An 18,599-nucleotide genomic window follows, 5' to 3' on the forward strand; every position below is an offset into this window, starting at 1 on the left:
GGGCCGCGTCATCAGTACCGCATAAGAGTTTTCCCCATGATTGGAATCGATCGCAACACCGGCGCGACGGTCGACGACTGGCTGCAGTTCGTGCAGCGCGCCACCCGGGCGCTGACCACTCCGCTCGGGACCCGGCAAAAGCGTCCTTTATATGGCTGCGCATTGACCCGGTTGCTGGGCCAGAACCTCGGCGACGACCTGCTGATGCTCGCCCAGAGCCACGCCGCCCAAGCCTTCTATAACCCCCACAACGGCATCGGTGATTTCGAACCGCAAGTCATCGTGGCCAGCCGGCAAGGGGCCGGATTGTTATTGCGCTTCGCCGGCACTTGGAAAAACCGCAAGCAGACCTTCGAGGTGGTGACATGAGCATGTTGATCCCCGGCCAGAACCAACTGGCCGAACCGGCCATCGTCACCGTCGAGGCGTTCGAGGACCTGCTAGCCGAATTCAAGACCTTCGTGATCGAGTACGTCGGCGCACGCTCCCCCGCAAGCGCGGCCAAGCTGGTCGACAGCCTTGAAAACGAAAGCGAGCTGCTGACCCTGGCTCTCGAAGCGTTTTGCATACGGCTGCAAACCCACGAGCGCAAGTACAACGCCCGGATCAAACAGATGCTGGCGTGGTGGGCCACAGGCAGCAACCTCGACGCCCGGCTGGCGGACATGGGCCTTGAGCGCCAGTTGCTCGACCCGGGCGATCCAGCGGCCTTCCCACCGGTGGCTCCGATCTATGAAAGCGACGATGACGCCCGCTTGCGTTACTACCTGGCACCCCATGCTCCGGCGGCCGGTTCGCGAATGCAGTATCGGCGGGAAATCTTCACCCTTGGCGAGCGGCCGGCGGTGAAGGTGGACAGCAGCGCAGCCGGTGTCGTGACGGTGACCTATACCTTTGATCCGGACGGTCTCGCGGCGCAGGTCAAGGATGGGAACGCACGTCGGACGGCTCCAGGCGAGGTGATGGTCACCGTGCTTTCCCGTGAAGGCAATGGCGTGCCTTCTTCGGCGTTGCTCGACGGTGTGCGCCGACATTTTTCCCGGCCAGACGTCCGGCCGGAAACTGATCGAGTGACGGTCCAGAGGGCGCAGATAAAACCCTACCGCATCCGCGTGATAGCCCGGATCAACGGTGGGCCGGACTCGGGGCTGACCCGGATGGCGGCGCAGCAGCAATTGCAGAGTTATGCCGACGCCTGCCACCGATTGGAAGGTCGGGTGGATCCCAGTTGGATCGATTACACCCTTCATTCGGCGGGTGCGGTGCAACTCGAGATCCTCGAGCCGCTGGAACCCATCGTAGCCAGTGCCTTCGAAGCGCCGTACTGCGCGGCGGTGGACGTGGAGGTGCAGACATTATGAGCGACGCCGTTTCGCCCTCCGGCCTGCTACCGGCCAACAGTTCTGCGCTGGAGAAAGCGCTGGACCTGGGGTTCGCCAAGCTGCTCGATCGTGTCCAGCCGCCGTTTTCCGAATTGATGAACCCGGGTCAGACCCCGTCCGCGTTCCTGCCCTATCTGGCGGCTGATCGTGGTGTGAGCGAGTGGGACGCAGGGGCGAGCGACCTGGAGAAACGCCTGACGGTTTCACTGTCCTGGCAGATCCAGCGCCAGGCTGGCACCCGTCAGGCGTTGAACCACGCTGTTGAGTCTCTGGGATTCACGCCCCGCGTGATCGCCTGGTACGAACAGCAGCCCAACGCTCAGCCTTACACCTTTGATGTGCAAGCCATCATCGGCCAAGGCTGGGCCAGTGGTGATCACAGTCGCTTGATACAGCGAATCAATGCAGCCAAGAGCGAGCGCGACCAGGCCACCATCACCGTGGTGCATCAAACCAGCGGCGGCCTCGCGGCAACAGCGGCCATGCACGGGCCATTGAGCGACGGTGAGTTGTCTCTGTGCGGCGCGCTGCCGGTGCTCGAACTTCGCGGCAGGCTAACCCAGATCGGGGTTTCCCAACCCTACACCATTAACGACTACGACCTCAGGGCGCAGACATGACAGAAGACATTACGCGTTTGGTTCGCTTCACCTCCGCCGGCCTGGCGGAAGTGTTGCAGGCCAAGAACCAAGGCTTGAAAGGGGAGATCACCCACATCGGTGCCGGTACCGCCCGCTACGATCCGACTGGATCGGAGACCGCGCTGCGCAATGAACGGCAGCGCGTGGCGATCGTGGATTACGAAGACCTCGATCCAGGACAGTTGAGGATGGCTGCCTTGTTCGATGGGGCGGATGAATACGAAATCGGTGAGTACGGTTTTTATCTGTCTACCGGCACGTTGCTGGCGGTGTATTCGGTGGCTGGAAAGTTACTGACGTACAAGGCGGCTGCGGCGCGTGTGTTGCAGAAGTTCACGTTGGATATATCACCGTTGCCGACGCAAAGCGTCACAGTGGTAATCGGGTCTGATGACTTGAACATTCTGCTGAGCGAAGAAATCGCCGCCTTGGCAACGGCCAATATCGACAACATGGCGCGCAATATCGGCTTGTTGTTTCGGGTAATGACGCTTGAAGCGCCCAATAGATCAATAGCATAAGGAGTTTGAAACGTGAGTCTGGAAACCTCTATCGCGTCGCTGGTGACCGCGGCCAACAACTTGACCACGGTGGTCAATGGAAAGATCGGCGCTATCAATTTGACCATGGCTGCGGCCGTGGCGCAGTTCAACGAATGGCGAAGCTTGAAGGATGTAGAAGGAGATCCGGCTGCGCTCGGTACCATTCGACGCAATGTTTTGCAGGGGCATGTCTACGGGACCGGAGGGCCCTATGGTTCTACCGCGCAAGGCGATTTTATGTCCACCGAGCTGGGCTCCAGCACAAACGTATACATGCATTTCAAGGTGCCATTGAACGTTAATGCCAACTCGGAAATGTTCTGGTTCAACATCAAAGGGTACAGCTACGGTACTGCAAAAATTATCGAAGAGACGCTGGTTGGATATTGCTATCAGCCTAGTCGGGTTCTACAGAATGTCTCGACTTTTGGGAACATGACGCCGGCGGTCTACGTCGATACGAGCGGTAACATCGTCATGCGCATCCTGATTCCCAACATTTATTACACCACCGTCCGAGTTGACACCATGCGTGTCGGCAACGGTCGGTTGTTCAACCTGGGCGACTTGAAGACTAAGTTGTCGTTGTCCGATACCGTCGTTTTCAGTTAAGGAGCGAACATGTCTGATACCCCCCTTGTGGATACCTCCGAATTTCCACTCGCCATACCGTCTCGCGAAATTGAATGGGCCACCATTCGTACCCGCCGTAACCAGTTTTTGCGAGATACGGATTTCACCCAACTGCTGGATTATCCTGCGACAGACGTCCAGCGAGCCGAGGTGAAAGCATACCGTCAGGCGTTGCGTGACATTCCCGAGCAGGTCGAGGATCCGTCCAAGCTCGTCTGGCCTGTGCTGCCGACCTTCATTAAATAACCCCAACCGCGAGAGCGGTTTTTTTTCGCCAGCAATAAGCCCCAATGATTGGGGCTTTTGTGTTTTTCGCATCTGAAGGAGCCCAAAGATGCCCATTCGAAAGCAATACACCGTGCTGCTGCCTTTCCCCACTGGCGGTGGCCACTGGTCGAGTGTCGACCAGGAGCTGGAGTTGCTGGATGTCGAGGCCAGCGCCTTGCGCAGTGCCGGTCGCCTTGAGTTGACCAGCGTTCTGCAAACCCTCAAGCAGGCTGTCGACACGCAAGCCATCCCCACAACCCCGGCCAAAAATGCCGCCACCAAGAAGGCTGAATAACCATGGCTGAGGTTTTGAACTTCGAGCACAACGGCATTACCGTCAATGCCACTGAATCTCCCGAGGCCATGGGTGGCCTGGGCGATAACGTCATCGGGCTGGTCGGCACCGCGCCGAATGCCAATCCGCTGATCCCGAAAAACACCCCGTTCCGTATCAATAGCTTCACCACCCAGGCCCAGTTGGACCCGACCGGTGCCGAGGCGGGGACGTTGTTCCAGGCGGTCTACCAGATCCTCAAAGTGGTCAAGGTGCCGGTCTACGTGGTCATCGTCGAAGAGGGCGCGACCCCGGCCGACACGCAGAACAACGTCATCGGCGGTATCGAAGCGCAGACCGGCCGCAAGCTGGGCCTGGCGGCGTTGAGTGGCGTCGCCGAAGACTTGACCATCATCGGCGCGCCGGGCTTCACCGGCAGCAAGGCGGTGGCGAGCGAATTTGCCTCGTTCGGCAAGCGTATCAAGGCGCGGGTAGTACTCGATGGCAAGGACGCCTCGGTCGCCGACCAGGTGACCTACAGCCAGGAACTGGGCGGTGCAGACCTGGGTTTCGACCGTTGCCTGGTGGTGCACAACATGCCGGCGGTGTACTCCAAGGCGGCGAAGAAAAACGTCTTCCTGGCGCCGTCGAGCCTGGCGATCGCCGCGCTCGCCAAGGTCAAGCAATGGGAGAGCCCGGGCAACCAGGTGACCTTTGCCGAAGACGTGTCCCGCACCGTGGAATACAACATCCTCGACACCTCAACCGAAGGCGATCTGCTCAACCGCTACGGCGTCAGCTACTACGCCCGCACCGTCCTCGGCGGTTTCTCGCTGCTGGGCAACCGCTCGGTCACTGGCAAGTTCATCAGCTACGTGGGCCTGGAAGATGCGATCAGCCGCAAGTTGGTGAAAGCCGGCCAGAAAGCCATGGCGAAGAACCTGACCAAGTCGTTCATGGACCAGGAGGTCAAGCGCATCAACGACTGGCTGCAAACCCTGGTCGCCGACGAAACCATCCCTGGCGGCAGCGTCTACCTGCACCCGGAACTCAACAGCGTCGAGAAGTACAAGAACGGCACCTGGTACGTGGTCATCGACTACGGCCGCTACGCGCCAAACGAACACATGATTTATCAACTCAACGCCCGCGATGAAATCATCGAGCAGTTCCTGGAGGATGTTCTCTAATGTTTACCAACCGCGTAAGACAGGCCATCGCGGCCACCCTGCAAGGCTTGCCGTTGTCGGCGACCGTGGAAACCTTCACCCCACCCAAAATCGAGTTCGCCATGGAATCGATGACGGGCGGACGCTTCATCGCCGAGGAAATGGCCAAGAGCGGCAATGCGCTCGGCGCCTCGTTGACGCTGCAAGGCATGGGGCCGGAAGTGATGCTGGCCCTGGGCGTGAACCTGGGCGACGACATCCTGCTGAACGTGCGCGAGGCCGGCCAGGATCAGGACGGCAACACTTGGTTCACCTACCACACCGTGGGCGGCAAGCTGAAATCCCTGACCGAAACGGCGCTGAAGATGGGTGATAAACCGACCACTGCCCTGGAGCTCTCCTGCCGCACCTACAACCGTCTGGAAAACGGTATCCCAGTGATCGACATCGACGTACGCACCCAGAAGTTCGTGCTCAACGGCGTCGACATCCTGGGCAATGCCCGGCGTGCGGTGTTGTTGCCTTAATCCGCTGCCAGTCAGATGAACGCAGATCTCTTGTGGGAGCGGGCTTGCTCGCGAATGCAATCTGTCAGTGACATTGATGTTGGCTGACACACCGCATTCGCGAGCAAGCCCGCTCCCACATTTGATTGGTGTGAAGGCCAGATCCTATGAATCAATCCAGGATTGATCTACCCACCCACCTCCTCACTCAACTCTCCCCCTGGCGCAACGCCGCCGCCTGGCGCATCGCCTTCTCCGGTGGCCTCGATTCCACCGTCCTGCTGCACCTGCTCGCGTCCCTCTCGAAACACCACGCCCTGCCCACGCTCAGCGCCCTCCATGTCCACCACGGCCTCCAGGCTGCGGCCGATGCCTGGCCGGAGCATTGCCGCTCGGTGTGCGAGGTCTTGGGTGTGCCGCTGCAGTTGGTCAGCGTCCAGGTCCGGCCTGGTGCGAGCATCGAGCGCGCCGCCCGGGATGCGCGTTATGGCGCCTTTGTCGCGGCGATCCACGACAACGAAGTGCTGCTCACCGCCCAGCACCGGGACGATCAGGCTGAAACCCTGCTGTTTCGTTTGCTGCGGGGGGCAGGGGTGCGGGGCTTGTCGGCGATGCCGCGGCAACGCCCCTTGGGCCTCGGGCATTTGCTGCGTCCGCTGCTCGACGTATCACGCGCGGAACTGGAGGCCTATGCGACGCAACAGGGTCTGAGCTGGGTCGAAGACCCGTCCAACGACGATCAGCGGTTCTCGCGCAATTACCTGCGCCAACGGGTATTTCCGGTGCTGGCTGAGCAATGGCCCCAGGCGTCGATGAGCCTGGCTCGCAGCGCTGCGCACATGAGCGAGGCCCAAGGCTTGCTGGACGACCTGGCGCGGCTCGACCTGGCCGGCGCCACGGCCCCGGGCGCGTTCGATTGGCTTGGGGTGCCGTCGCTTGAGCTGGCGCCCTTGCAAGCCCTGTCGCCGGCTCGCCAGCGCAATGCGTTGAGCCATTGGCTGGCCCCGATGACGACCCTGCCCGACAGCGATCACTGGTCCGGTTGGAACTCGCTGCGGGATGCGGCGGACGATGCCCAACCGATCTGGCGCCTGGCCGGCGGTGAACTGCACCGGGGCGGTGGGCGCGCCTGGTGGTTATCCGACCACTGGCTGCGTTCGGCTACGGGCCCCGTCGAATGGGCGGACCCCGCCGCACCGCTGTATTTACCGGACAACGGTTGGGTCACCCTCAGCGGCAAGCGGCCGGCGGGGCCACTTTGCGTGCGCTATCGTCAAGGCGGCGAAGTGCTGGAACTGCCGGGCCGTGGGCATCGCGATCTCAAGCGCCTGCTCAATGAACGCGCGGTGCCGACGTTCGTTCGCGGCCGATTGCCGCTGCTGTTTCGGGGCGAGCAATTGCTGGCGGTGGCCAATCTTGCCGGGCTCAATGCCGGCGCTGATGGCAGTTGGCAATTGATCTGGCAGCCAGGAAGCCAAGATCGGGGTTTGAGCTGATAGGGGCTTTCCGGTAGACTACGCTCCCTTCTTGATACAACTTCTGTGGATTCGCCTGAATTGCAGGAGTTGCCGATTACCAAGCAGTCTTTGCTGGGCGATTCCAAAAAATGTGTAGCGAGCAACGTACCGGTGATTTCACTTCCGGTCTGTCCCAACGCGGCGGTTTTTTTGAAAGGTGCACTGTGATTAATGCAGGTGATCGGGGGCTTCGGCCTTCCTTCGCTTTCCCCGGCGGCTCGGACCGCTTTAACGCAGACTTCTAGGGTTTTTCATGACGCGCTACATATTCGTCACGGGCGGTGTTGTTTCTTCATTGGGGAAAGGCATTGCCTCGGCTTCATTGGCGGCCATCCTGGAGGCGCGGGGGCTTAAAGTCACCATGCTCAAGCTGGACCCGTACATCAACGTCGACCCGGGCACCATGAGCCCGTTCCAACACGGCGAAGTGTTCGTCACCCACGACGGCGCCGAGACCGACCTGGACCTGGGCCACTACGAGCGGTTCATCCGCACGACCATGACCCAGAACAACAACTTCACCACCGGCCGTGTCTATGAGCACGTGCTGCGCAAAGAGCGCCGTGGTGACTACCTGGGCGCCACCATCCAGGTCATCCCGCACATCACCGACGAAATCAAGCGCCGCATCATCAAGGGTGCCGGCGATGCCGACGTGGCCATGGTCGAGATCGGCGGTACCGTGGGCGATATCGAGTCCCAACCGTTCCTGGAAGCTATCCGTCAGCTGCGTTTCGAAATCGGCGCCAAGCGCGCGATGCTGATGCACCTGACCCTGGTCCCATATATCGCTACCGCCGGCGAAACCAAGACCAAGCCGACCCAGCATTCGGTCAAGGAACTGCGCTCCATCGGCCTGCAACCTGACGTGCTGATCTGCCGCTCCGATCACCCGATCGACATTTCTTCGCGTCGCAAGATCGCCCAGTTCACCAACGTTGAAGAGCGTGCGGTCATCGGTCTGGAAGATGCCGACACCATCTACAAGATCCCGGGCATCCTGCACTCCCAGGGCCTGGACGACTTCGTCGTCGAGCGCTTCGGCCTGCAATGCGCCGGCGCCGACTTGTCCGAATGGGATGCCGTGGTCGATGCCAAGCTCAACCCGGAGCATGAAGTCACCATCGCCATGGTCGGCAAGTACATGGAACTGCTGGACGCCTACAAGTCGCTGATCGAGGCGATGAGTCACGCAGGCATCAGCAACCGCACCAAGGTCAACCTGCGCTATATCGATTCCGAAGACATCGAGAACCAGGGCACCGGCCTGCTCGAAGGCGCCGACGCGATCCTCGTGCCGGGCGGCTTCGGTCTGCGGGGCGTGGAAGGCAAGATCACCGCGGTGCAATACGCCCGCGAAAACAAGGTGCCTTACCTGGGGATCTGCCTGGGCATGCAAGTGGCGGTCATCGAATTCGCCCGTAACGTGATGGGCTGGAAAGACGCCAACTCCACCGAGTTCGATCGCGCCAGCGGCCACCCGGTCGTGGGCCTGATCACCGAGTGGGAAGATGCCACCGGCGCCGTGGAAGTACGTACCGAAAGCTCTGACCTGGGCGGCACCATGCGCCTCGGCGCCCAGGAATGCCTGCTCGAAGCCGGCTCCCTGGTGCACGATTGCTACGCCAAGGACGTGATCGTCGAGCGTCACCGTCATCGTTACGAAGTGAACAACAACCTGCTGCCGCAACTGATCGAGGCCGGCCTGAAAATCTCCGGTCGCTCCGGTGACGGCGCGCTGGTGGAAGTGGTGGAAGCGCAGGACCACCCGTGGTTTGTCGCCTGCCAGTTCCACCCCGAGTTCACCTCGACGCCACGGGACGGTCATCCGCTGTTCAGTGGTTTTGTGAAGGCCGCTTTGGCCCAACACCAGAAAAAGGCATAAGACGATGGCCCAGAAGATCATCCGCGTCGGCGACATCGAGATCGCCAACGACAAGCCCATGGTGCTGTTTGGCGGCATGAACGTGCTGGAAAGCCGCGACATGGCGATGCAGGTCTGCGAAGAATACGTCAAGGTCACCCAGAAACTGGGCATCCCTTACGTGTTCAAGGCCAGCTTCGACAAGGCCAACCGCTCGTCCGTGACCTCCTACCGGGGTCCGGGCCTGGAGGAAGGCATGCGGATCTTCCAGGACATCAAGCAAGCCTTCGGCGTGCCGATCATCACCGACGTCCACGAGCCTGACCAGGCCGCGGTCGTGGCCGAGGTCTGCGACATCATCCAACTGCCGGCCTTCCTGTCGCGCCAGACCGACCTGGTGGTCGCGATGGCCAAGACCGGCGCGGTGATCAACATCAAGAAAGCGCAGTTCCTCGCGCCCCAGGAGATGAAACACATCCTGAGCAAGTGCGAAGAGGCCGGCAATGACCAGTTGATCCTCTGCGAGCGTGGTTCGAGCTTCGGCTACAACAACCTGGTGGTGGACATGCTCGGCTTCGGCATCATGAAGCAGTTCGAGTACCCGGTGTTCTTCGACGTGACCCACGCGCTGCAGATGCCTGGCGGTCGTTCGGATTCCGCCGGTGGCCGTCGCGCCCAGGTCACCGACCTGGCCAAGGCAGGCATGAGCCAGTCCCTGGCGGGCCTGTTCCTTGAAGCCCATCCGGACCCGGACAATGCCAAGTGCGACGGCCCGTGTGCCTTGCGCTTGAACAAGCTGGAGCCGTTCCTGTCTCAGCTCAAGGCACTGGACGACCTGGTCAAGGGTTTTCCGACGATAGAAACCGCGTAACGCGGTTTTCTCCGGTAAAGTACCGCACGATTATCGCTCTGGCCTGCGGGCCGCACCGTTCTTGAGGGCACATGGCCTGTGGCGAGGGAGCTTGCTCCCGCTGGAGTGCGAAGCGCTCTCGTTGAGCTTCAAGCCGTGTCGCAGCCGAGCGGGAGCAAGCTTCCTGCAACGTTCTAGTCAACTTTGGAGTGTTTACAACAATGGCAAAAATCGTCGACATCAAAGGTCGTGAAGTTCTCGACTCCCGTGGCAACCCCACTGTTGAAGCGGACGTGCTTCTCGACAACGGCATCATCGGCAGCGCCTGCGCGCCGTCCGGTGCTTCCACTGGCTCGCGCGAAGCGCTGGAGCTGCGTGATGGCGACAAGAGCCGTTACCTGGGCAAAGGCGTGCTCAAAGCCGTCGCCAACATCAACGGTCCGATCCGCGACCTGTTGCTGGGTAAAGACCCTGCCGACCAGAAAGCCCTCGACCTGGCGATGATCAAGCTCGACGGTACCGAGAACAAGGCCACCCTGGGCGCCAACGCGATCCTCGCCGTGTCCCTGGCCGCCGCCAAGGCCGCTGCCCAGGACCAGGACCTGCCACTGTACGCGCACATCGCCAACCTCAACGGTACGCCGGGTGTCTACTCGATGCCGGTGCCGATGATGAACATCATCAACGGCGGTGAGCATGCCGATAACAACGTCGACATCCAGGAATTCATGGTCCAGCCGGTAGGCGCCAAGTCCTTCTCCGAAGGCCTGCGCATGGGCACCGAGATTTTCCATCACCTCAAGGCTGTGCTGAAGGCCCGTGGCCTGAGCACCGCAGTGGGCGACGAAGGCGGTTTCGCACCGAACCTGGCGTCCAACGAAGACGCGCTGAAAGTGATCTCCGAAGCCGTGGCCAACGCCGGCTACAAGCTGGGTACCGACGTGACCCTGGCCCTGGACTGCGCCGCCAGTGAGTTCTTCGAAGACGGCAAGTACAACCTGTCCGGCGAAGGCCAGGTGTTCACCGCCGAAGGTTTCGCCGACTACCTCAAGGGCCTGACCGAGCGTTACCCGATCATTTCCATCGAAGACGGCCTGGATGAGTCCGACTGGGCTGGCTGGAAAATTCTCACCGACAAGATCGGCGAGAAAACCCAGTTGGTGGGCGACGACCTGTTCGTGACCAACACCAAGATCCTGAAAGAAGGCATCGACAAAAAGATCGCCAACTCGATCCTGATCAAGTTCAACCAGATCGGCACGCTGACCGAAACCCTGGAAGCCATCCAGATGGCCAAGGCTGCCGGTTACACCGCCGTGATCTCCCATCGCTCCGGCGAAACCGAAGACTCGACCATTGCCGACTTGGCCGTGGGCACTGCGGCGGGCCAGATCAAGACCGGTTCGCTGTGCCGTTCCGACCGCGTTTCCAAGTACAACCAACTGCTGCGTATCGAAGAGCAGTTGAACGGCAAGGCCAAGTACAACGGTCGCGCCGAGTTTCGCGGTTAAGCAGTAAATGATAAAAAGACAGCGGGTTGGCTCGGAAAAGTCGTCATCACGGCGCTTTTCCCTCTAATCTGATGCCTTATCAAGCACAAGCCTGGTTCTTCCAGGCTTCGTGCTATCAGACGCTTCAAAGTTTGGCATGGCGGTCTTTTTTTACTGGATACCTGATATTCGATGCGCAGTCCCAATTGGTTGTTTCTTGTCTTGCTCCTGTTGCTGGCCGGTCTGCAGTACCGCCTGTGGGTGGGCAATGGCAGCCTCGCGCAAGTGGCCGAGCTGACTCAGCAGATTGCCGACCAGCATGCCGAGAACGAGGCGCTGCTGGAGCGCAACCGGGTGATGGACGCCGAAGTGATGGAACTGAAAAAAGGCATGGAGACCGTTGAAGAGCGGGCTCGTCATGAACTGGGCATGGTCAAGGAGGGTGAAACCCTCTACCAGTTGGCCCAATGAGTATTCGTCTACCGGCCTTCTGGGCCGTGATTCCTGCCGCGGGCGTCGGAGCCCGGATGGCCGCTGACCGTCCCAAGCAATACCTGCAACTGGGCGGACGCACAATTCTCGAACACAGCCTTGGCTGTTTCCTCGATCATCCGACCGTCAAGGGCGTGGTGGTCAGCATCGCGCACGATGATCCCTACTGGCCGACCCTGGCCTGCGCCAGCGACCCGCGCATCCAACGCGTGGACGGTGGCGCGCAGCGCTGCGATTCAGTACTCAATGCCTTGCTGCATCTGCACGGGCAGGGCGCCGACGTTCACGATTGGGTACTGGTGCACGACGCCGCTCGTCCCAATCTGTCCCGGGCCGATCTGGACACCTTGCTCGGCGAGTTGGCGAACGACCCGGTCGGCGGCCTGCTGGCGGTCCCGGCGCGCGATACGCTCAAGCGCGTCGACAAGCAGGGCCGCGTGCTGGAAACCGTTGACCGCAGCGTGATCTGGCAAGCCTACACCCCCCAGATGTTCCGCCTTGGCGCCTTGCATCGGGCGTTGGCTGATAGCCTGGTGGCCGATGCCTTGATCACCGATGAAGCCTCGGCGATGGAGTGGGCAGGGCAGGCGCCTCGGTTGATCGAGGGGCGGTCGGATAACCTCAAGATTACTCGTCCCGAGGACCTGGAGTGGTTGCGCCAGCGTTGGGCGCATCGTCTCTAGGGATTTTTGTTCGGCCCGGATACGGTGTTGCGCCCTTCGCGAGCAAGCCCGCTCCCACAGGGAATCTTGGTGATATGAAAGATTGGTTCACTGAAATCCCCTGTGGGAGCGGGCTTGCTCGCGAAGGCGATCGTCCAATCACCAAAAATGCTGCTGACAGCTACCCCCGATACTCCGGCCGCTGCGCCAACCCTTCCTTCAAATACTCCACCAACTTGCGCACCTTCGGCGACAGATGCCGCTGCTGCGGATACAACGCCCACACCGCCGTATTCGGTGGCTGGTGGGCTTCGAGCAACGATATCAACGCGCCGCTGTGCAGATGCTCCAGTACGTAATAGTCCGGCAACTGACACAAGCCAACGCCTTGCAGGGCAGCGTCGAGCACCGCCTGCCCACTGTTGCAGCGCCAGTTTCCCTGCACGCGCTGGGAAAACTCCCGTCCGTTCTGCTCCAGTTGCCAGAGGTCGGAGCTGCCGATCAAACAGTTGTGGCGGCTCAGTTCCGACAAGCTGTGGGGCCGACCGTAGCGTTCCAGATAGGAAGGCGAAGCGCACAAGTACATGCGCCGCGGCGCGAGGCGGGTGGCTACCAGGCGAGAGTCCTGCAAGCGACCCAGGCGAATCGCCAGGTCCAAGCCTTCGTGCACCAGATCCAGCGGGCGATTGCTCAATTCGATGTCGACCCGCAACTGCGGATAAAGCCCCATGAAGCGCGTCACCAGCGGAACGATAAAACGCTCGCCATAGGCCACCGCACAGGTCATGCGCAACATGCCCTTGGGCTCGCTGGTCAAGTCTCCCACTGCTCGTAGTGCTTCCTCGCGGCCATCTTGCAAGCGCTGGCAATGTTGCAAAAAGGTTTGGCCGGCCTCGGTCAGGGTGACGCGGCGGGTGCTGCGGTAGAGCAAGCGTGTCTGTAGACGCTCCTCCAGCCGTACGATCTGGCGACTGATGTGGGAAGAGGAAACCCCGAGACGCTCCGCCGCCGCAGTGAACTGGCTGCACTCGGCCACGGCGACAAACTCGTCGATCCCGTCCCAGCGGTTATCCGACATGAAGGATTATCCCTGTATGGCAATAATGTTTTGCTTTCGGCTGGATTATTCATTGTCCGGCAGCGGATTACACTCCCGGTCTCGTTTTTATTTGCTGGAGAATCCGGATGATCAAGTCCCGCGCTGCCGTTGCCTTCGAGGCCAAGAAACCCCTGGAAATCGTTGAAGTCGACGTCGCCATGCCCAAGGCGGGTGAAGTGTTGCTGCGCGTGGTCGCGTCCGGGGTCTGCCATACCGATGCCTACACTTTGTCAGGTGCCGACCCGGAAGGGATCTTCCCGTCGATCCTTGGCCACGAAGGCGGCGCGATTGTCGAAGCCATCGGGGAAGGCGTGACGTCGGTCGCCGTGGGTGATCATGTGATTCCGCTGTACACGCCGGAATGCGGCCAGTGCAAATTCTGTAAGTCGGGCAAGACCAACCTCTGCCAAGCGATTCGCGCCACCCAGGGCAAAGGCCTGATGCCGGACGGCACCTCGCGTTTCTCCTACAAAGGCGAGACGATTTTCCACTACATGGGTACCTCGACGTTCTCCGAGTACACCGTGCTGCCGGAAATCTCCGTGGCGAAGATCCCGAAAGAAGCTCCGCTGGAGAAAGTCTGCCTGCTAGGTTGTGGCGTGACTACCGGGATCGGCGCGGTGATCAACACCGCCAAGGTCAAGCCGGGCCATACCGTGGCGATTTTCGGCCTGGGCGGCATCGGCCTGTCGGCAGTGATTGGCGCGGTCAAGGCCAAGGCCTCGCGCATCATCGCCATCGACATCAACCCGGCCAAGTTCGAAATCGCCAAGCAACTGGGTGCCACCGATTGCGTCAACCCGAAGGATTTCGACCGTCCGATCCAGGAAGTCATCGTCGACATGACCGACGGCGGCGTGGACTTTTCCTTCGAGTGCATCGGCAATGTCCAATTGATGCGTGCCGCCCTGGAGTGCTGCCACAAGGGCTGGGGCGAGTCGGTGATCATCGGCGTCGCCGGTGCCGGCCAGGAAATCGCCACCCGTCCATTCCAACTGGTGACCGGGCGCGTCTGGCGTGGTTCGGCATTCGGCGGCGTGCGCGGGCGCAGCGAGTTGCCGAGCTACGTGGACATGGCCGAGAAGGGCGAGATCCCGCTGGACACCTTCATCACCCACACCATGGGCCTGGAAGATATCAACAAGGCATTCGACCTGATGCATGAAGGCAAGAGCATCCGTACCGTTATTCATTTCTGAGGTCGGTCATGAGTCTGGAAAACATTTCCTGCCAGAAAAGCTTCGGCGGCTGGCACAAGCGTTACCGGCACCGCTCCGAAGTGCTGGGCTGTGACATGGTGTTCGCCGTCTACCTGCCGCCGCAAGCCGAGCAGGGCGGCAAGTTGCCTGTGCTGTATTGGCTGTCCGGGCTGACCTGCACCGACGAAAACTTCATGCAGAAGGCCGGCGCCCAGCGCATGGCCGCCGAATTGGGCTTGATCATCGTGGCGCCGGACACCAGCCCCCGCGGCGCCGATGTGCCAGGCGATCCGGACGGTGCCTGGGATTTCGGCCTGGGCGCGGGCTTTTATCTGAACGCCACGCAGGAACCTTGGGCACGGCACTATCGGATGCATGACTACGTGGTGCAGGAATTGCCGGCGCTGGTCGAAGCCCATTTCCCTGCTTCGGATAAACGCGGCATCAGCGGCCACTCCATGGGCGGCCATGGCGCGCTGGTCTGCGCATTGCGCAACCCGGGGCGCTACCGTTCGGTGTCGGCCTTTTCGCCGATCAACAATCCGATGGATTGCCCGTGGGGCCAGAAGGCCTTCTCCCGTTACCTGGGGGAAGACCGCTCGAAATGGCGCGAATGGGATGCCTGCGCGTTGATCGCCGAAGCTGACGAAAAGCTGCCGTTGCTGGTAGACCAGGGCGATCGCGACGATTTCCTCGAAAACCAGCTCAAGCCCCAGGCCCTGCAACAAGCGGCCAAGGCGGCCGGCCATCCGTTGGAGCTGCGTCTGCAACCGGGCTACGACCACAGCTACTTCTTCATCGCCAGCTTCATTGATGATCACTTGAAGCATCATGCACGCGCCCTGAGCCGCTAATGCGGGTAGAATCACGCCCTGACAAAAATCGGGGCGTTTTTTTATGCGTATTGGCCACGGCTACGATGTTCACCGTTTTGCTGAAGGCGACTTCATTACTCTGGGCGGCGTGCGTATCGCACACGGCTTCGGGCTGCTCGCGCATTCTGACGGTGATGTCCTGCTGCACGCCTTGAGCGATGCATTGCTTGGCGCAGCGGCGCTGGGTGACATCGGCAAGCATTTCCCTGATACCGACCCCCAATTCAAGGGCGCCGACAGCCGCGTGCTGTTGCGTCATGTGGTCTCGCTGATCCACGCCAAGGGCTGGAAAGTCGGCAATGTGGACAACACCATCGTCGCCCAGGCGCCGAAAATGGCGCCGCACATCGAGTCGATGCGCCAGTTGATTGCCGAAGACCTGCAAGTGGAGCTGGACCAGGTGAACGTGAAGGCCACCACCACTGAAAAACTCGGTTTCGTCGGTCGCAAGGAAGGCATCGCCGTTCACTCCGTTGCCTTGTTGCTGCGCTCATGACGGAACTGGAATTGCTGGGCCCGCGGGCCTACGGCGAGGCGCTGGGCAGCGCGGTACTCAAGGCCACCGCTGAAGATTTCCAGGTCGATGAAGTGCTCGAGATTCCGTTGACCGGCGATGGCGAGCATCTGTGGATCTGGGTCGAGAAACGCGGCCTGAACACCGAGGAGGCTGCCCGGCGCATTGCCAAGGCCGCCGGCGTGCCGTTGCGCACCGTCAGCTACGCCGGGCTCAAGGATCGGCAGGCGCTGACCCGTCAGTGGTTCAGCGTTCAATTGCCCGGCAAGGCCGATCCGGACCTGTCGGCAGCCGAGAACGACACGCTGAAGATCCTCAAGACGGCCCGGCATAAACGCAAGCTGCAACGCGGCGCGCACTCGGCCAATGGTTTCACCCTGCGCCTGACCCAGTTCAAGGGCGACGCGGCGGCTATCGATGCGCGCCTGCAACAGATTGTCCTCCAGGGCATCCCTAACTATTTTGGTGCCCAGCGGTTCGGCCACGATGGCGGCAATGTCGTCGATGCTCGTGGCTGGGCGGCGCGCAAGGCTTTGCCCGAGCAGCGCAACGTGCGCTCGCGGTTGCTGTCGGCGGCCCGCAGTTTTCTGTTCAACAAGGTGTTGGCAGCCCGGGTCGCCGACGGCACCTGGCAGCGCGCCCAGGTCGGCGATTTGCTGGCCTTCACCGACAGCCGCAGCTTTTTCCCTGCCGGCGAGGCGGAGTGCAGCGACCCGCGCCTGGCGATCCTCGATCTGCACCCGACCGGGCCGCAATGGGGCGAAGGGCCTTCGCCTGCCAGTGGCGCGACCTTTGCGCTTGAACAGGCGATTGCCGAAGGCGAAGCCGAGTTGCGCGACTGGTTGATAAACGCGGGAATGAGTCACGAACGTCGCATCCTGCGACTGCCCATTGGTGGGCTGTCGTGGCATTATCCCGAGTCTGACATTCTGCAATTGGAATTCGTCCTGCCGGCCGGATGTTTCGCCACTGTCTTGGTGCGCGAACTCGTCGATCTGGTGCCGGTGGGGCAGACGGACAGCCCATGCGTATTCTGATTTCTAACGACGACGGGGTGACAGCACCCGGTCTCGCCGCGCTCTATGCTGCGCTGGCGGATTATGCCGAGTGCGTGGTCATCGCTCCGGACCAGGACAAGAGCGGCGCCAGCAGTTCGCTGACGCTCGACCGTCCGTTGCACCCCTGCTACCTGGACAACGGTTTCATCAGCGTCAACGGGACACCGACCGACTGCGTGCACCTGGGTATCCACGGGTTGCTGGAGCGCGAGCCGGACATGGTGGTCTCGGGCATCAACCTGGGCGCCAACCTCGGTGACGATGTGCTGTATTCCGGCACGGTGGCCGCCGCCCTGGAAGGTCGCTTCCTGGAACGCCCGTCGTTTGCCTTTTCGTTTGTTTCGCGCCAGGTCGATAACCTGCCGACCGCTGCCTACTTCGCCCGCAAACTGGTGGAGGCCCATGGCGAGCTCGACTTGCCGCCGCGCACGGTGCTGAACGTGAACATCCCGAACCTGCCGCTTGATCACATCCGTGGCATCCAACTCACGCGCCTGGGTCATCGCGCTCGCGCCGCCAAGCCGATGCACGTGGTCGACCCGCGTGGCAAGGCCGGTTACTGGATTGCCGCTGCCGGTGATGCCGAGGACGGTGGGCCGGGTACCGATTTTCACGCGGTAATGCAAGGCTATGTATCGATCACGCCGTTGCAGCTGGACCGCACCTTCAACGATGCTTTTCGAAGTCTCGATGGCTGGCTGGAGGGGCTGCGCTGATGGCTCGTGAGCAAGACGATATGCTGCGCCGTGGAATCGGCATGACCTCCCAGCGTACCCGTGAGCGGTTGATCCAGCGTCTCTACGAAGAAGGCCTGTCCAACGCCCAGGTTCTGGAAGTGATTCGTCGCACGCCACGGCATTTGTTCGTTGACGAAGCCCTGGCCCATCGGGCCTACGAAGACACCGCGCTGCCCATCGGCCACAACCAGACTATTTCCCAGCCTTACATGGTGGCCCGCATGAGCGAGTTGCTGTTGGAGGCGGGGCCACTGGACAAGGTGCTGGAGATCGGTACCGGCTCGGGTTACCAGACGGCGGTGTTGTCGCAGTTGGTCGAACGGGTGTTTTCAGTGGAGCGGATCAAGGTTCTGCAGGATCGCGCCAAAGAACGCCTGGTTGAATTGAACCTGCGCAACGTTGTGTTTCGCTGGGGCGATGGCTGGGAAGGTTGGCCGGCGCTGGCACCTTATAACGGCATCATCGTGACCGCCGTCGCCACCGATGTGCCCCAGGCCCTGCTGGATCAACTGGCACCAGGTGGGCGCTTGGTCATTCCGGTGGGCGCCGGTGAAGTGCAGCAACTGATGCTGATCGTGCGCGAGGAGCAGGGCTTCTCCCGACACGTTCTGGGAGCGGTGCGTTTCGTACCGCTGCTCAACGGGCCACTGGCCTGAGCATTTATAAACAAACGCTGAATTCCGCGGCGGCGGTTGTGTCTTACAGCGGCACCGTTTGGTTGAACAGCGTCCATTGGCGACAAGCAAACGTGTGCGGTGGCGCTTTTCGCTTCATTAATAGAAGCGTGGTTGTCGCCGGCTCGATTTGCACGACATCTGCCTGGACAGG

General features: G+C 61.2%; 22 protein-coding genes. 21 read left to right on the forward strand and 1 reads right to left on the reverse strand.

All coding sequences use genetic code 11. The annotated features are described in order from the left end of the window. Window positions 1–36 precede the first annotated feature (36 nt). The 15 genes from RGM2987_RS06960 to ispD all read left to right on the forward strand — a co-directional run bounded on the left by RGM2987_RS06960 (window position 37) and on the right by ispD (window position 12,310). Window positions 37–369 carry a phage baseplate protein gene (locus RGM2987_RS06960; RefSeq protein ID WP_245139372.1) on the forward strand — a complete coding sequence of 111 codons (333 nt, stop codon included), beginning with the start codon at window positions 37–39 and terminating at the stop codon, window positions 367–369. Further along, window positions 366–1,361 carry a baseplate J/gp47 family protein gene (locus RGM2987_RS06965; RefSeq protein WP_245139373.1) on the forward strand — a complete coding sequence of 332 codons (996 nt, stop codon included), beginning with the start codon at window positions 366–368 and terminating at the stop codon, window positions 1,359–1,361. Before RGM2987_RS06960 ends, RGM2987_RS06965 begins: the two co-directional genes overlap by 4 nt. Then, entirely contained in the window at window positions 1,358–2,002 is a 645-nt protein-coding gene (locus RGM2987_RS06970; protein WP_245139374.1) for a phage tail protein I, read from the forward strand. Before RGM2987_RS06965 ends, RGM2987_RS06970 begins: the two co-directional genes overlap by 4 nt. Next, window positions 1,999–2,544, forward strand: coding sequence for a phage tail protein (locus RGM2987_RS06975; RefSeq protein ID WP_245139375.1), 546 nt, complete (start codon window positions 1,999–2,001; stop codon window positions 2,542–2,544). The genes RGM2987_RS06970 and RGM2987_RS06975 overlap by 4 nt, the downstream gene beginning before the upstream one ends. 12 nt (window positions 2,545–2,556) lie before the next feature. Further along, window positions 2,557–3,177 carry a hypothetical protein gene (locus RGM2987_RS06980; RefSeq protein ID WP_245139376.1) on the forward strand — a complete coding sequence of 207 codons (621 nt, stop codon included), beginning with the start codon at window positions 2,557–2,559 and terminating at the stop codon, window positions 3,175–3,177. Window positions 3,178–3,186: 9 nt separating this feature from the next. Next, window positions 3,187–3,444, forward strand: a complete 258-nt coding sequence (locus RGM2987_RS06985) for a tail fiber assembly protein (RefSeq protein WP_245139377.1) — start codon at window positions 3,187–3,189, stop codon at window positions 3,442–3,444. 88 nt (window positions 3,445–3,532) lie between these two features. Continuing rightward, on the forward strand, window positions 3,533–3,760 hold the full coding sequence (locus RGM2987_RS06990; RefSeq protein WP_245139378.1) for a hypothetical protein: 228 nt from the start codon (window positions 3,533–3,535) through the stop codon (window positions 3,758–3,760). A gap of 2 nt (window positions 3,761–3,762) precedes the next feature. After that, complete coding sequence (locus tag RGM2987_RS06995; protein ID WP_245139379.1) at window positions 3,763–4,929, forward strand: phage tail protein; 1,167 nt, start codon at window positions 3,763–3,765, stop codon at window positions 4,927–4,929. Next, window positions 4,929–5,435, forward strand: a complete 507-nt coding sequence (locus RGM2987_RS07000; protein WP_245139380.1) for a phage major tail tube protein — start codon at window positions 4,929–4,931, stop codon at window positions 5,433–5,435. Before RGM2987_RS06995 ends, RGM2987_RS07000 begins: the two co-directional genes overlap by 1 nt. A 146-nt stretch (window positions 5,436–5,581) precedes the next feature. After that, window positions 5,582–6,910, forward strand: coding sequence for a tRNA lysidine(34) synthetase TilS (gene tilS, locus RGM2987_RS07005; protein ID WP_245139381.1), 1,329 nt, complete (start codon window positions 5,582–5,584; stop codon window positions 6,908–6,910). A gap of 274 nt (window positions 6,911–7,184) precedes the next feature. Beyond that, complete coding sequence (locus RGM2987_RS07010; RefSeq protein ID WP_245139382.1) at window positions 7,185–8,816, forward strand: CTP synthase; 1,632 nt, start codon at window positions 7,185–7,187, stop codon at window positions 8,814–8,816. Window positions 8,817–8,820: 4 nt separating this feature from the next. Continuing rightward, a complete protein-coding gene (gene kdsA, locus RGM2987_RS07015; protein ID WP_245139383.1) occupies window positions 8,821–9,666 on the forward strand; it encodes a 3-deoxy-8-phosphooctulonate synthase in 846 nt (281 codons plus the stop codon). Window positions 9,667–9,866: 200 nt separating this feature from the next. Further along, window positions 9,867–11,156, forward strand: a complete 1,290-nt coding sequence (gene eno / locus RGM2987_RS07020) for a phosphopyruvate hydratase (RefSeq protein WP_024779030.1) — start codon at window positions 9,867–9,869, stop codon at window positions 11,154–11,156. 171 nt (window positions 11,157–11,327) lie between these two features. Then, the gene (gene ftsB, locus RGM2987_RS07025) at window positions 11,328–11,606 is read left to right on the forward strand and encodes a cell division protein FtsB (protein WP_030139474.1); all 279 of its coding nucleotides are present in this window, start codon (window positions 11,328–11,330) and stop codon (window positions 11,604–11,606) included. Further along, window positions 11,603–12,310 (forward strand): 2-C-methyl-D-erythritol 4-phosphate cytidylyltransferase, encoded by a 708-nt coding sequence (gene ispD, locus RGM2987_RS07030; RefSeq protein ID WP_245139384.1) that lies wholly within the window; start codon window positions 11,603–11,605, stop codon window positions 12,308–12,310. Before ftsB ends, ispD begins: the two co-directional genes overlap by 4 nt. Before the next feature lie 160 nt (window positions 12,311–12,470). Here the strand turns inward: ispD and RGM2987_RS07035 are convergent, their stop codons facing one another. Next, entirely contained in the window at window positions 12,471–13,367 is an 897-nt protein-coding gene (locus tag RGM2987_RS07035; RefSeq protein ID WP_245139385.1) for a LysR substrate-binding domain-containing protein, read from the reverse strand. Between the two features lie 107 nt (window positions 13,368–13,474). Here RGM2987_RS07035 and RGM2987_RS07040 point away from each other — a divergent pair, with 107 nt between their 5' ends. The 6 genes from RGM2987_RS07040 to RGM2987_RS07065 are packed head-to-tail and all read left to right on the forward strand — an operon-like array spanning window position 13,475 to window position 18,427. After that, complete coding sequence (locus tag RGM2987_RS07040; protein WP_245139386.1) at window positions 13,475–14,587, forward strand: S-(hydroxymethyl)glutathione dehydrogenase/class III alcohol dehydrogenase; 1,113 nt, start codon at window positions 13,475–13,477, stop codon at window positions 14,585–14,587. Window positions 14,588–14,595: 8 nt separating this feature from the next. Further along, a complete protein-coding gene (fghA, locus tag RGM2987_RS07045; RefSeq protein ID WP_245139387.1) occupies window positions 14,596–15,441 on the forward strand; it encodes an S-formylglutathione hydrolase in 846 nt (281 codons plus the stop codon). 43 nt (window positions 15,442–15,484) lie between these two features. Beyond that, window positions 15,485–15,958, forward strand: a complete 474-nt coding sequence (ispF, locus tag RGM2987_RS07050; RefSeq protein WP_245139388.1) for a 2-C-methyl-D-erythritol 2,4-cyclodiphosphate synthase — start codon at window positions 15,485–15,487, stop codon at window positions 15,956–15,958. Further along, on the forward strand, window positions 15,955–17,013 hold the full coding sequence (gene truD, locus RGM2987_RS07055; protein ID WP_245139389.1) for a tRNA pseudouridine(13) synthase TruD: 1,059 nt from the start codon (window positions 15,955–15,957) through the stop codon (window positions 17,011–17,013). The genes ispF and truD overlap by 4 nt, the downstream gene beginning before the upstream one ends. Further along, window positions 17,001–17,750, forward strand: coding sequence for a 5'/3'-nucleotidase SurE (gene surE / locus RGM2987_RS07060; RefSeq protein ID WP_245139390.1), 750 nt, complete (start codon window positions 17,001–17,003; stop codon window positions 17,748–17,750). The genes truD and surE overlap by 13 nt, the downstream gene beginning before the upstream one ends. 41 nt (window positions 17,751–17,791) lie before the next feature. Then, window positions 17,792–18,427, forward strand: coding sequence for a protein-L-isoaspartate(D-aspartate) O-methyltransferase (locus RGM2987_RS07065; protein ID WP_171061419.1), 636 nt, complete (start codon window positions 17,792–17,794; stop codon window positions 18,425–18,427). The last annotated feature ends 172 nt before the right edge of the window (window positions 18,428–18,599 follow it).

The sequence above is a fragment of the Pseudomonas sp. RGM2987 genome (assembly GCF_022952855.1).
Classification (GTDB): domain Bacteria; phylum Pseudomonadota; class Gammaproteobacteria; order Pseudomonadales; family Pseudomonadaceae; genus Aquipseudomonas.